7 protein-coding genes are annotated in these 13,489 nt (G+C 70.8%); 2 read left to right on the forward strand and 5 right to left on the reverse strand.

The annotated features are described in order from the left end of the window. Positions 1–2 precede the first annotated feature (2 nt). Complete coding sequence (locus tag WME79_RS47110; protein ID WP_437528989.1) at positions 3–3,239, reverse strand: protein kinase domain-containing protein; 3,237 nt, start codon at positions 3,237–3,239, stop codon at positions 3–5. Between the two features lie 1,120 nt (positions 3,240–4,359). On the opposite strand from WME79_RS47110, the gene WME79_RS47115 reads away from it, so the two are divergent. Beyond that, positions 4,360–5,889: a sigma-54-dependent Fis family transcriptional regulator gene (locus WME79_RS47115; RefSeq protein WP_437528992.1), complete on the forward strand. Its 1,530-nt coding sequence runs from the start codon at positions 4,360–4,362 to the stop codon at positions 5,887–5,889. A 156-nt stretch (positions 5,890–6,045) separates the two neighbouring features. Here the strand turns inward: WME79_RS47115 and WME79_RS47120 are convergent, their stop codons facing one another. Both WME79_RS47120 and WME79_RS47125 read right to left on the reverse strand, forming a co-directional pair. Next, a complete protein-coding gene (locus tag WME79_RS47120) occupies positions 6,046–9,117 on the reverse strand; it encodes a tetratricopeptide repeat protein (RefSeq protein ID WP_437528999.1) in 3,072 nt (1,023 codons plus the stop codon). Between the two features lie 273 nt (positions 9,118–9,390). Continuing rightward, complete coding sequence (locus tag WME79_RS47125) at positions 9,391–9,678, reverse strand: hypothetical protein (protein WP_437529004.1); 288 nt, start codon at positions 9,676–9,678, stop codon at positions 9,391–9,393. Positions 9,679–10,047: 369 nt separating this feature from the next. On the opposite strand from WME79_RS47125, the gene WME79_RS47130 reads away from it, so the two are divergent. Then, a complete protein-coding gene (locus WME79_RS47130) occupies positions 10,048–11,127 on the forward strand; it encodes a hypothetical protein (RefSeq protein ID WP_437529006.1) in 1,080 nt (359 codons plus the stop codon). A gap of 213 nt (positions 11,128–11,340) precedes the next feature. Here WME79_RS47130 and WME79_RS47135 read toward each other — a convergent pair whose 3' ends face one another. Together WME79_RS47135 and WME79_RS47140 are read right to left on the reverse strand one after the other, a co-directional pair. Beyond that, positions 11,341–11,769 (reverse strand): DoxX family protein, encoded by a 429-nt coding sequence (locus WME79_RS47135; RefSeq protein WP_437529009.1) that lies wholly within the window; start codon positions 11,767–11,769, stop codon positions 11,341–11,343. 214 nt (positions 11,770–11,983) lie between these two features. Beyond that, positions 11,984–13,477, reverse strand: coding sequence for an OmpP1/FadL family transporter (locus tag WME79_RS47140; protein WP_437529012.1), 1,494 nt, complete (start codon positions 13,475–13,477; stop codon positions 11,984–11,986). Positions 13,478–13,489 lie beyond the last annotated feature (12 nt).

Genomic DNA, 13,489 nt, shown 5'->3' on the forward strand with positions numbered 1-13,489 from the left:
GCTCACCGCGCCGCGCCGCGCCGCGCCTGGAGTAGCTGGCGCATCTCCGCCACCGCAGGGACCGGCTCATCCGCCACCGACCACGCATCGACGATCTGCTTCGCGAGCTCCCGCGCCCGATCGTCCTCTCCGCGCTGCGCAGCGCGGCGCGCGGCGCGCACCAGCGCGAGGGTCGCCCCGTTGAGCTCCCGAGAGCGATCGGGGATCGCCTTCTCCAGACGGTCGACGAGATCGGTCTCTCCCGTGCGCTCGAACGTCTCCACCATCGACTCGGCGAGGACCTCGACGAACGGGCCCTGCGTCCGGAGAAGGGGCCGGAAGCGCTGCGCGGCGCCCGCGAAATCGCCCTTCGCATAGCGCTCGGCCCCTTCGGTGAAGGCGCCCGCGTCCGGGAGGGCGCTGAACGACAGACGCTGCCACAGCTCCCGGAGCCGCTCGAAGCAGCGGCGAGTCACGGCGCGCGAGGCGTGCCCGCAGACGGCGGGCAGGCGCAGCGGGACCTCGAGGTGCGCGCCGTCGAGCCGCGGAGGCTCGGGATCGAGGAAGCGCTCCACGACGAGATCGGCGATCTCGTGCGCGCGGCCGAGGACGAGGGCGATCTGCAGGGCGCGCCAGGCGATCTCGAAGCGCTGCACGAGGACCCAGCCGGTGTCGTCTGCGGAGACGACCATGGCTTGCTTCGCCTTCGAGAGCGCGGCGCCGAAGCGGGCCTCGCTCGCCTCGATGCGCACGAGGAGCAGCTGGCTCCCCACGCGGTGGACGGGGTACCCGCCGGTCGAGAGCTCGAGCGCGATGCCGCGCGCCTCCTCGCGCGCACCGGAGGCGAGGAGCCTGTCGGCGAGGGTGCCGGCCACGTTCGTGTCGAGCCGCGAGAGCGCATAGGCGCGCCGGGCATACGTGCGCGCGAGGGACTCGTCGCCCGATCTCTTCGCCTGCCACAGCCACCCGTAGCTGTTCCAGGGCACCCAGGCCTGCATCGCCCGCAGCGCCGCCTCGGCGCTCGCGGTGCCGTCCGTCACCGCGACGAGCTGGAGCCAGGGCGCGCAGCTCCCGCCGATCCAGCTCCTCGGCTGCGCGTGCACGGCGAGCAGCGACATCTCCGAGGCCCGCTTCGGATCGCGCGCTTGGAGGAGGCACGAGAGGGTCGTCGCGAGCGTCGAGCGCCCGAGGGGCGCGGCCTCGCGCTCGAAGAGCTGATCGAGCTCGGCGATGGTGGCCGGATCGTCAGCGTTTCGAGCCTCGAGCTCGACGCGGGCACGCGCGGCGAGCTCGCCCGGTGATGCCGGCGCGCTGCGCGGAGGCAGCGTCACCTCCGGGAGCGGGCGGCCGAGCGTGTAGGCGCAGCTGCGGCGCTCGGCGGCGCCCCGTTCCGGAAGATCGGCGCTCCTCGCCTCGAGGCGGGCGCACTCGTCCGGGAGCGCTCCTGCATTGTTGCTCATGGCCATGGCGAGATCGACGAGCGCGAGGGCGCCGCCGACGTCGCGGGCGCGCGAGAAGTCCGCCACCGTGGCGTCGAGCGTGGGCGACACGGGGAGCGAGCCCCGCTCGGCGAGAGGGGTCATCGCGCTCCGCACGGCCTCGTAGAGGGCGCGCCCGGTGCCCACGGCGCGGTCGAGCTCGGTCCCGTCGGGACGGCGGAGAGCGACCGTGATCCGGAACTCGGAGCGCTCCCGGACGACCTCCCCATCGGCGTAGGCCGCCGCCCGGCGACGGGCTTCTTCGACCGTCTTCGCGCGGGCATCGGGGGCGGCATAGGGATCCTCGGGGAACGAGTCCACAGGCTGCGCCTGGAGCGCGAGGAGCTCCGCGGGGATCAGCGTCCGCGTGGCGGAGCCGCCCAGTTGGATCCGCGCTCGATCACAGAAGATGGATGCCGCCGCGGCTCCCAGCCAGCCCGCCGGCGCATCGACGCCCGACGCCTCGAACACCGGGCATGCCAGCACCGAAGACGGCGATTGCATGGGAGAGACGACGGGGGGCGCTACGGGTGCGGGCACGTTGCGCGTGCCACACCATGCGGCGACGGTGGCCAGAAGGAGCAGGCTTCCCGCGATCGCCGGCGGCTTGGCTCCCATCGCGCGAAGGCGGCGAGGTGCAGACGACCCGCGCTGCGGGGGCGATGGCTCGACGAGGGGCACCCGCGCGCCCTCACCGATGGATGCGGTAGCGCCGATATCCGGCCGTGATTGCGTGTCCGTCGAGCCCTGCGGTAGCGCCGGCTCGGTCTCTCCCAGAGCCGTCTCTCCTGGCCTCGAGCGTGCCCTGCCGTCGTGGGTGACGCTGTCCCCTTCCGCGGCCGCCGCCGGCGCCTCCACGCCGCCGAGGGCTGGAGACGGCAGGCTGAGCGTCTCGAACGCCGCGACCCCGAGCGCGTCGCCGAGCGCGCGCACCGCCGCGACGGCCGTGGCGAAGCGCCGATCCGGGTGGACGGCGGTCGCGCGCGCGAACCACGCATCGAAGGCGGAGGGCAGGAGGACGCCCGCCCTCGCCGCGCGCGCGCTCGCCGGCTCTGTCGGGCCGTGGGCCGCGCGCAGCGCGAAGGCGACCAGATTGTCCTCTTCCTTCTTGTCGTCGGCCCAGTACGCCTCGCCGACGAGGAAGGTATAGGCCATCATCCCGAGCGCATGGATGTCTGTCGCCGCAGAGACGCGCTGGCCCCGGAACTGCTCGGGCGCCATGTACACCGGTGTCCCCACGGACTGGGTCGCGACGCCGGCGACGGTGGTCTCGGCGAGGCTCTTCGCCACGCCGAAGTCGAGGATCTTGATGCGCCGCTCGCCGTCCTCGCGCACGCTCAGAAAGAGGTTTGCCGGCTTGAGATCGCGATGGACGATCCCCGCCCGGTGCGTCTCGTCGAGCGCGAGCGCCGTCTGGTGGAGGCAAGCGAGCGTCTCCTCGGGCGAGAGCCGCCCCACGCGCCGAAGGCATCGCCCGAGCTCCTCACCGCGGAGCAGCTCCATGACGAGGAACGGCGCTCCGGTCGCGTCGTCGACCCCCGCGTCGACGACCTCCACGATGAACGGGCTGTCGATGTGCGCGGTCACCCGTGCCTCGAGCTCGAACCGCTTCCGGAGATCGGGACGCTCGATGATGTGAGAGAGCATCACCTTGAGCGCCCACCGGCGGTCCGTCCCGAGATGACGCGCCTCGTACACCGCGCCCATGGCGCCCGCGGCCAGACGGCGGATCAGCCGGTAACGACCGGCGAAGATCGCCCCGTCTAGCACCTCGGTGGACATCGCGCGCGGCGAAAAGGAGACGTCGAGGTTCGCGCCAGTGTCAAGCCCCCCGGGGAGGCGCCTGGGGGCCGTAGCGAGCCGCTCGAACAGCGCGACGACCTCGCGGTGGCCTCCTCCATGGCTCGAGCTGCGCTGCCTGCGTTTTGGATCTGCGCATGTGCAGTGCAACGGTGGCGCCACGGGTGTTGCAGGGGTCGTGGTGGGCGCCGCGCCCGAGGTCCGGAGGGGCCGTGGCCGGGAGCGCGAGGCGTCGCGCCGTCCGGCGCTCGCCGCATTTGGGGATGCTCTGCTGACTCAAATATCGCTTTGTCATCGTGTCAGAACACTGGTGCCGTCGCGCGTCGACCTAATGACACGATATCAGTGCGCGCCGCTTGCTAATTACATGATGTTGTCGCGGGCAGCGAACGTGGAATCCATGACGTTCCCAAGCTGTTCTTGTAGGTCGTCAAAGAGCGCACGACAGTCGGGTTGACATTTGCTGAGTTCGGGCAGTCCGTGCGTTGGGGACAGGCGAAACTCATTCCCGATCTTTGCGATCCTAGCGTTGTTGTTGCCACTTGAGACGTTCAAGGTGCAATTGTCGCCACGCCGACAAGTCGTATTCAAGACCGTGACGCCAGCAGCGATCACGGCTGCAATAAGGGTGGCTGTTTCCTTATCCATCGACCTGCCTCTCCGCTCTTCTTAATCTGTCGAATTTGCGCCATGCTGCTGCTACCTGCCACGGTGTCCCAGGCCACCGGAGATGCCGTCCCATGTCAAGGGGGAGTGGAGGACGCGATCGGGCAGGTTTGCACGGGTCTTGATGGGGTCGAGGCCGATGTCAACCTGCCGATGGCGGGCGCTAACCCCGCGATTTCTGCTCGGCTGGACGATCCTGCGACACTTCCGGCGTTGCCCTGGGCGCCGACGTATAAGGCCGCCCAGGCGACCGCTCCCCGATCCGTTGCAGCCCGGACCACGCCCCCGGCGAGCAACCCGCGCCAGGCCAGGCCGTAGGGGGGCGACCAGCCATTCGCCGCGACGTTCCCCGGCGACGCCACGACGGAACCGCCGACGCCCCGGGGAATCGCTCTGTGCTCCCTTCCCCCCTCATCGTACCCTGAGCGCTGCGGCCATGGATCTCTACCCCTCGCTCCTTCAGATCGTAAGGATCCTCCTCTCGGAGGACGATGACGCGAAGGCTCCAGAGCTCGTGCTCCGCCGCGTGCTCGAGGCGACGAGCGCCGATCGCGGCTTCATCGTCGTCCGTGAGGACGGCTCCTACGAGCAGAAGTTCGCGGTCCACTTCGACAAGGCGAAGATCTCCGACAAGGAGCGCAAGTTCAGCCGCGGCCTCGTGCGGCAGGCCATCGAGACTCGGCAGATCGTCCACCTCTCCAGGGACGCCGACGACCCGCGCTCCTCGCTCCTCAAGAGCCTCGAGGAGTCGGGCGCGTCAGCCGCGCTCGTGGCGCCTCTCGCCCACGGCGCCGACGTCTACGGCGCGGTCTACGTGGAGTACAAGTCCCGGGCCGCCAGCGCCGAGGCGCTCCGCTTCGTCGCCGAGTTCGCCGAGCTCGCAGGGCTCTTCCTCAAGCGGGCCAGCGAGCGCGAGGCGCTGCGCCGCCGGAGCCAGCGCCTCGAGCGCGATCTCTTCGCCCGCTACGATTTCGAGGGCATCGTCACGCAGGACGCCAGGATGCTCGCGCTCCTCAAGACGGTCGCGCAGGTGGCCGACTCGGACGCGACCGTGCTCGTCCGCGGGGAGACGGGCACCGGCAAGGAGCTCATCGCCCGCGCGCTCCACGTGAACAGCCCGCGGCGCAGCAAGGCCTGCGTCACGCTACACACCTCGGCGCTGCCGGGCACCATCCTCGAGTCGGAGCTCTTCGGGCACGTCAAAGGCGCGTTCACCGGGGCCGACCGGGACCGCGTCGGGCGGGTCGCGTCGGCGCAGGGAGGCACGCTCTTCCTCGACGAGGTCGCGGAGATCGCGCCCGACGTGCAGGCGAAGCTCCTGCGCTTCCTGCAGTTCGGAGAGATCCAGCGCGTGGGCTCCGACCGGACCGACAAGGTCGATGTCCGCGTGATCGCGGCGACCCACCAGGATCTGCCGGCGCTCGTCGAGGCAGGGAAGTTCCGGCGAGATCTGTACTTCCGGCTCAAGGTGATCGAGATCGAGATTCCGCCGCTGCGCGAGCGCGCGAGCGACATCCCGCTCCTCGTCGAGCATTTCCTGCGCACCTGCTGGAAACGCGCCGGCGAGCGGCCCCGCTTCACGGAGCGCGCCGCGCGGGCGCTCCGCGAGCATGCTTATCCGGGCAACGTGCGCGAGCTCGCCCACGTGGTGGAGCGCGCGTGCATCCTGGCGACAGGGCCGGAGCTCGACGTGGATCTGCTGCCGTCCGATGTGGCTCAGCCAGCAGGACCCGGGCCCCTGGCGCCGCGCTTCTCGCGGCTCTCGGCCGACGAGCTCGAGGCAGCGCGCGAGGCGGGCGTCGCCGAGCTGGAGCGTGCGTTCCTCGTGGCGCTGATGGATCGGCACGGGGGGAACGTGTCGCAGGCAGCGCGGGAGTCTGGGTTCAACCGGACCTACCTGCAGAAGCTCCTGGCGAAGCACCGGGTCGCCGGCGCAGGTGGCCGGCGCCCTGTCTTTGATGGGTGACGGACTCCGCCGGATTTGAACCGCCAAGTCGCCAAGGACGCCAAAAAAATCTCAATCATCTTGGCGTCTTATGGCGTCTTGGCGGTTCCATCATTCTGGCAGGGCGGGGGCCCCTGCCACCCGCACGGGAGCTCCCCCCCGAGCGCGGCCCCCGCTTCACCGCGCGCCGCCGTGCGCCGCGAGCCACTCCTTCGCCGCCGTGAGCGCGCGCTTCGCATACTCCCCCTCTTCGGCCGCATAGGCGTCGCGCGCCTGTGTCGCGAGCTTCATCGCGTGCGTCCGGTCCCGCGCCGAGCCCCAGAGCGCCCGGGCCGCGTGGAAGCGCGTATCCGCGAGCTCGATCGGAGAGACGCCCTCGCCCTTCGCCGCATAGATGGCGAGCGCCCGCTCGGCGAACGGGCGCGCCTTTCCCGGCTCGCCCATGTCGTTGTAGGCGCTGGCGATCCCGGTGAGCATCGATGCGACCGCATGCGAGCTCGGGCCCACGGCCTTCTCCTGGATCGCCGCGGCGCGCTCGAGGCGCACCAGGCCTTCGGCGTACCTCTTTTGCGCGACGAGCGCGCTCCCCAGGTTGCCGAGCGAGGAGGCCACGCTCGCGTGATCGGGGCCGAGCGCCTTCTCGCGGATCGCGAGCGACCGTTCGTAATAGGGCGTCGCCTCGGCGAACTTCTGCTGCATCTCGAGCACGGCCCCGATGTTGTTAAGGGATGACGCCACGTCGGGGTGGTCGGGGCCGAGCGCCTTCTCCCGGATGGCGAGCACCCGCTCGTGCGCACGCCTGGCCGCGTCGGTCTCTCCGAGCATGACGAACGCATTGCCGAGGTTGTTGACGGAGGCCGCCAGGAACGGGTGATCGGGGCCGAGCGCCTTCTCCTGGATGGAGATGGCGCGCTCGATCCGGGGCAAGGCATCTCGGTATTTGCCCTGGGTGTTGAAGAGGCGACCCAGGCTGTTGAGCGTGAGCGCGACGCTCGGATGAGAGGCGCCCAGCGTCTCCTCTCGGATGGCGAGCGCTCGCGTGTAGGCGCGCTCCGCGTCGTCGAACTTCTCGAGGTGAAGGAGGACGGTGCCCAGGCGGCTCCACGTTGCCGCGACCTCGGGATGCTTCGGGCCGAGCGCCTTCTCGAGGCCGGCCAGGGCGCGCTCGACGTGCTGTGCTGCCTCGCCGTATTTCCCCTGCTCGTCGAGGACGCTGCCCAGCGTGCTGAGCAGCCGCGCGCTCGCCAGCGTGTCACCCCCGGTCCGCTCGACCGCGCCCTCGGCGGCCAGCTGCAGCGCGAGCGCGTCGGCGTGCCGGCCCTCCAGGTAGCCGACCACGTAGATGAGCTGGGGCCATGCCTCCGCCGCGAGAGCGTCGTCCCTGGCCCGCGCTGCCGCGCGCAGCGCCTCGCGGAGCGCCGCCTCCGCGGCCGGGGCGTCGTGCGCGTCCCGCGCCGCGCGCCCGAGCATCAAGAGCGCCTCCGCCTCGATCGGGGCATGGTCCGTCGCGCGGGCCTCGTCGGCGAGCGGCCGCGCGAGCGCGAGCGCCTCGTCGAACTTGCCGGCCTCGTCGAGGGCCCTGACCTCGGCAAGACGACCCCGCAGCGCGTCGATGCGGGCCCGCGCCGCGGCGTCCGCAGGCGGCGGGACCGCCGCGGTCAGCGCGCCCGCGTCCGCGCAGCGCTCGAGGCCCGGGAGCGCGAGCGATGCCTCGATCGATCGATCGAGCACCTCGGCGTCCGCTCCGTGCGCGAAGAGCGCCGTGAGCGCTCCCATCTCCTGGCGGCGGCGCTCCAGGCACAGCGTCCGGAGATCGAGGAGCCCGGCCGACTGGTCGCCCCTCACGTGCGTCGCCTCGCACGAGTCGGCGTACATCGCGACCCACGCGCGCGCTCGCTCGCCCAGCGCCTTCTCCACGCGCCGGTACGTGTCCTCCGCGTACGGCCGCCCGGTGCCGGCGAACGCTGCCCGCACCTTGGCCATCGTCGCCTCGTCCCAGACGCCCGCGAGCCTCGCCTCGCCGCCCATGCAGAGCCTGTCCGCAGGCTCCCGCGCGAACGCGAACACGAGGAGGCCCGTGAGCGCGAGCCCCGACGCCGCGACGAGCCCGCGCCCCCACGCCGCCGCCGGATCTTTCGAGAGATCGGCGAGCAGCGCGTCCATGTCGGGATATCGAGCGTCCCGATCGACGGAGAGCCCGCGCTCGAGACAGCGGCGGATCCGCGCCGGCATCTCGGCCCCTCGCGGCGGCTCTCGCACCCGCCCGAGCGTCACGTTCTCGCGCAGCTCGTCGTAGGTCTTGCCGGCGAACGGGCGCTCGCCCGCGAGCGCCTCCCATAGCGACACGCAGAACGCATACTGATCGGCCCGCGCATCCGCGGCCTCTCGCCGGTGCTGCTCCGGCGCCATGTAGACCGGCGTCCCCAGGAACGAGCCCGAACGCGTCAGCGCGGCCTCTATCCCCGTCTCCGCGGGGCCGCCGCCGGCCTCACCCTCCGCGAGCCCCGCGAGCCCGAAATCGGTGACGCGCACGCGGCCGTCGGCGCCGACAAGGACGTTGTCGGGCTTGAAATCGCGGTGCACGAGGCCCGCGTGGTGCACCTGCGACAGCCCTCTGCCCGCCTGGAGGAAGGCCGCCACGATCTCCGAGGCGGGCCGCCGCTTCTCCGCGCAGAACGCGCGCAGCGTCCTGCCCTCGACGTGCTCCATCACGACGCGCACCTGCCCGCCAGAGGCGTCGACCTCGTGCACGGTGACGACGTTGGGATGCTTGATCCGCGCCATGGCCTGCGCCTCGCGGACGAGCCGCGCGAGCGCTGTCGCCGCGCCCGAGCGCCCCAGCACCTCGGGCCGCAGCACCTTGATCGCCACGTCGCGGCCGAGCACGTGATCGCGCGCTCGCACCACCACGCCCATGCCGCCCTCGCCGAGGCGATCGACCACCTCGAACCGGCCGAGCTTCGTGCCCGGGCGCAGCTCCAGCGACGCCTCGGCCTCGGGCGGCACCGGAGGCTCGGACGCTCCCCCGTCCGGGACGACAATCGTGCTTGCGAGCGGATCGATCGTGACGCTCGAGGAAGCGTGTTCGTCGCGGGAGGTCGATTGCCTCGATGGGTGCTCCTCGGCGGTTGCGGAGCGCGGCTGCGGCTCCTCCGAGAGCAGCGCGTCGCAGCGGGTGCAGCGCGGGTTGAAGGGTGAGTTCTCCGCGCTGCACCCCGGGCAGATGATCACGCTCTCGCCCAGGCTCACAGGACGCTGTGTAGCATGCCGCGTCGCGGCCTGTGGTCTCCTGCGTCGGCGTCTCTAGCCTCCGGGGCGCTCCCGGCGGTTGATGAGATGGGTCTTGAAATATCCTCGCGGCTGCGAGTGGTGACCGGACAGGTGGAACAGCGATGTCGTTGACGTCGACAGGAGCTCACGGCGAGCGGCCCTTGCTTCGACGTCGCCCGCGGCCCTTGCTCCCTGCGAGTTACGGGCTCGCGAGAGGGCGGGCGCAGGCCGCGCGACGGCACTTCGCGGCGGTCATTCGCAACGGCAGCGAGGCGGAGGCCCCAGGGTGCACACGAGCTTCTCACCGGGCAGGCAGATGGGCGCGGCGAGCGGCATCGGCTCGGCGTGGCTCTCGGTGGCGGCCTCGACCACCGCGCCTTCGCTCGATCCGGGCGTGGCGGGCCCGGCATCACCGACGTGCGCGAGCGGCAGCAAGAACGCGGCGAAGAACAGGTGCTTCATGGTCAACTCCTTCGGGTTGTTGGTCGTCTCGACGCCGGCGAGCCGCCCTCTGCGCATCGACCCGCGCGCAACGTGCATGGCGCGGTGGTTGAAGCGGCGGTGAAGCGGCGTTGTCGGCGGGAAACGAAGCGTCCGGCGAAAGGTTTTGCAGATGCCATGCCACGGCGAGCGGGCCGGGCGTCCGTCGACGAGCTCCCGCGTTTGCGCCGAAGATGAGGCTTATCGCTCCCTGGTTCTCGAGCGCTGAGCACGAGGCTGCCGAGCCCCGTGTCTCTCTGAAGGAGACACCTGTTCCTCGCGGAGAACAGCGCGCCGGCTCGCGGCGAACAGCCACGACGTGAACACATCGCATGCGAGACGGACAAGGCGCTCCAGGCGGTGCAGCGCTCCGGTCCGAGGGCGCGCGGCCCACGAGTTGCTGAGGGCGTTGCAGGAGGTCGCCCCCACATGAAATATCACTTCGTCCATCGTCGCCTTGCCCGCCTGCAGCTCTCCACGCTCGTCGCGAGGCCGATCCCCCCTGTGTCGACGCAGAGGAGCATGGACGCCGCGCGCCCTGCGCTGCATCTCGCCGCTGGTGTCGTTGCCGCCGTCGTCGTCGCCGGGTGTGTCCCTGCGGAGGAGGGCCCCTCGCCGGACGAGGCGTTCGACATCGACCCCACCAGCCCGCAGGCGATCTGCCAGGACTGCACCAGCAGCAGCAGCGGCGGTGGCACGACCACGCTGCCGAGCTGCGGGATGGCGTGCACGGTGAACAGCGACTGCGGCACATCCTGCAAGGCGAACGGGCAAGAGACCACGTGCGGCGCCTACGGCGTCTGCCGGAGCTGTGCAGCGGCCTGCGACGCCAGCGCGAGCTGCTACACATCCTGCCGTAGCCAGGGCGCGATCACGACGTGCGGAGGCTACGGTTCGTGCAAGCGGTACGACGTCTACTGCGGCTATCCGGTGATCACGCGGAGCACGGTCTCCGACAACAACGAGAGCGGGACCGGCGGCGCGATCGCCTACATGTACTTCGGCTCGGCGCGCTACCCGAAGACCGACACGTACCCGTCCCTTATCGGCGGCAACACCTACAATCCGCAGATCGCGTGGGCCTCGAACTTCCGCGGACCGCTGCAGGTGACGGGCGAGTCGTCACGACCGCAGTGGGAGTTCTTCGACTCCGCGCCGGGCGGACTCTCCGTGAACTTCGGCGCCGCCGGTACGCCTTACCTCTACGGCAAGCAGTGCATCTCGGTCACCGCTGGTTACCCCGCTCCGATCCTCACCGCCAAACAGGAGTCCGTGTACGAGGACGATGAGTGCTGGGGGCCGATCTGCAATCCGGACGACCACGTCGGCTCATTCACCGTGGACCGCGCGGCGTGCAACGCCGAGGTCTTCAACCTGGGGAGCTCCACCGGATGGACATCGACCCAGTCCGCGGGCGTCACGGGTGACGTGTCGCTCGTGAACTACAAGCTCTGGTGTTACTCCTGCAAGAACGTCGATAGCCCGTACTGCTCGAACGGGGTCCAGTAGACGTCGCCTTCCCGCTCACGAAGAACCATCCACCCGATGGGCGCGCGCTTCCGGATCTGGTCGCGGTGAGCAGGGTGGCGGCCGGAGGGTGATCGCACGCCGCCCTCCGGCGCTCGGAGCCCCCAAAGGCGGCATCCGTCCGCCCATCGCCCGCCGGGCAAGCCGGTGGGCGATGGGCGGACGAAGCAGGGCTGCTCTACGGCGGGCCGAAGGTCACGCGCCGGCCGCCGGCTTGCGCAGCGGCAGGAGCGCGCGCAGGCGCGGGTCGCGGAGGAAGAGGCCCCCCCACACGAGCGCCCCGAGCACCAGCACCGCGACGAACTGCTCGCCCAGGCGCACGTGGGTCGCGATCGCGCCGCCGAGGTATCCGGTGAGCAGCACCGCGCCGAGGACGCTCGTCTGCGGGACGGCGTAGAGGATTGTGCAGAGCAGCTCGACCGCGCCGATGGCGGTCAGGGCGCTCTCGGGGTAGCCGAGGTGCCCGACGAACTGCGCCTTCAGGTCGGCGTTGTGGCTGAGTTTCATGCCTGCGCTGAACACGAGCCCGAGGACGGGCAGCGCGCTGGCGACGCGGCCTCCCCACAGTTGCGCTTTGCTGGGTGATTCCGAGCTCAAGGACGTCTCCTTCATCGCTGATATCATCTTGGTAGCAGGTTCTCTCCAGTAACCGGCACTATGATGGGGACACCACGGGGCGCGGCAAGGAGGCACATTCATGTCCGCCGGACGCTGCTCCTGCCGGTGCAGGCCCTCGCGGCCTGGGCCGGCGAGCACCGGACCGAGATCCAGGGGGCGCGCGATCGCTTCGACCGGAAGAGCGCGCGGCGGAAGGGCACCGGCGCGGCGGCAATCGCGCTCAGAACACGAACTTGAGGTGCCCGCCCACGGTCGCGAGCACCAGCGTGTACTTCCCGTTGCCGAGGTCGTAATCCGAGCCGGTCACCGTGCGCGGCAGGATGCCCTGCACGCGGACGTCGCCCGAGAGCGACACGCGCTCGCTGAGCTTCAAGACACCTCCGACGTCCCCGATCAGCCGGTGGTTGTCGGGCGAGGCCACGTCGATCGTGCTGTCCGGCGAGGCCGCCGACTGATACCCGACCGACGCCGTCGCCAGAAGCGCCTCGCTCAGCTTGTACTTGGCGCCGATCTCCGCCCATACCGTGTCGTTCCACCTGCGCGGCAGCGTCACGGTGACGCGATCGGTGATCCCGAGCTTCGGCTGGGCGAGATCCGGAGACGAGGCCTCGACGACGAACGCCTCGATGTCCGAATAGAGCACGTACGAGAGGAGCCCATCGAGGCTGAGCTTGTCGTTCACCCGGTAGCCGATGCCGGCGGTGAGCCGCTTGGGGAGCGTGAACGAGAGCTCCACGTCACCCTCGACCAGCGGCTTGTAACGCAGGCCCTGCTCGGCGAGGTCCTGCGTGAAGAACGGGTGGTTCATGTCGATGGCGAACTTGCCCTTGTACCGCATCGCGGCGCTGTGCTGGTACGTGAGGCCGAAGCGGAGATCCTTGTTGGGATTGAAGGCGAGCCCGACGTGGAACGAGGCGCCGTGCGACAGGGCCTCCTTGATCGAGATGGAGCGCGCGAGGACGTCGAGCTCGCGCAGCTCGGACGGCGTGCTCGGGCCGAAGTCGTTGTCCTGCTTGAGGTAGTCGAGGCCGTCGTGGAACTCCTTGAGGCTCCCGAAGTCCTGCACCTTCGAGAGCTCCGCGAGGCCGCTGACGTAGGACACGCCGGCGCCGAGCGAGACCTGGTCGGTCAGCTTGAGCCCGGCGGCCGCCGTGAGCGACGTCGACACGATGAACGCCTGCCGGAGCTGCCAGCGCTGTGCGCCGTCCTGGAAGCTGAGCGCCGCGGCATAGGGCACGTACAGGCCGAGGCCCACCGTGAGGCGGTTCGGCAGGGCCGGGATCGCCAGGAAGGCGTTGCCCGTCGGCGCGATCGGCGTCGTCGACACCTCCTCGGCGCTGCCGCGCTTGCTGGCGTCGACGTTCGCTGCATCGAGCGGGAGCTTGAACTGGAGCGTGTCCGGCGTCTGGTACGTGCCGCGCCGCTCGCGCTGGTAGGTGGCGTGGCCGACGATGAGGCCCGCGCCCAGGACGAGCTCGGGCCGCTGGACCCCCGCGAGCTCGGCCGGGTTCCAGTAGACGGCTGCGGCGTCGGACGTCGTGGGGCCGGAGAGGCCGCTCGTCACCCAGGGCGCGTCGATGCCCGAGGCGTGTGCGTCCCGCGCCGCCAGGCAGACGAGGCCTGTCGCGAGCGAGAGCGCGGCGAGTTCACGTCCTGTTCGTTGACGCGCACGGGCGCCGACGCGGGGCCGCGGCGGCGGCAGAGCTCCTTGCATGAGACGGGTCCT

The sequence above is a fragment of the Sorangium sp. So ce726 genome, assembly GCF_051521405.1.
GTDB lineage: Bacteria > Myxococcota_A > Polyangia > Polyangiales > Polyangiaceae > Sorangium.

Coding starts and splice junctions, on each gene's coding strand:
- WME79_RS47140 (WP_437529012.1), bottom strand. CDS start 13,477: ATGCAAGGAGCTCTGCCGCCGCCGCGGCCCCGCGTCGGCGCCCGTGCG.
- WME79_RS47110 (WP_437528989.1), bottom strand. CDS start 3,239: ATGTCCACCGAGGTGCTAGACGGGGCGATCTTCGCCGGTCGTTACCGG.
- WME79_RS47115 (WP_437528992.1), top strand. CDS start 4,360: ATGGATCTCTACCCCTCGCTCCTTCAGATCGTAAGGATCCTCCTCTCG.
- WME79_RS47125 (WP_437529004.1), bottom strand. CDS start 9,678: ATGCACGTTGCGCGCGGGTCGATGCGCAGAGGGCGGCTCGCCGGCGTC.
- WME79_RS47135 (WP_437529009.1), bottom strand. CDS start 11,769: ATGATATCAGCGATGAAGGAGACGTCCTTGAGCTCGGAATCACCCAGC.
- WME79_RS47130 (WP_437529006.1), top strand. CDS start 10,048: ATGAAATATCACTTCGTCCATCGTCGCCTTGCCCGCCTGCAGCTCTCC.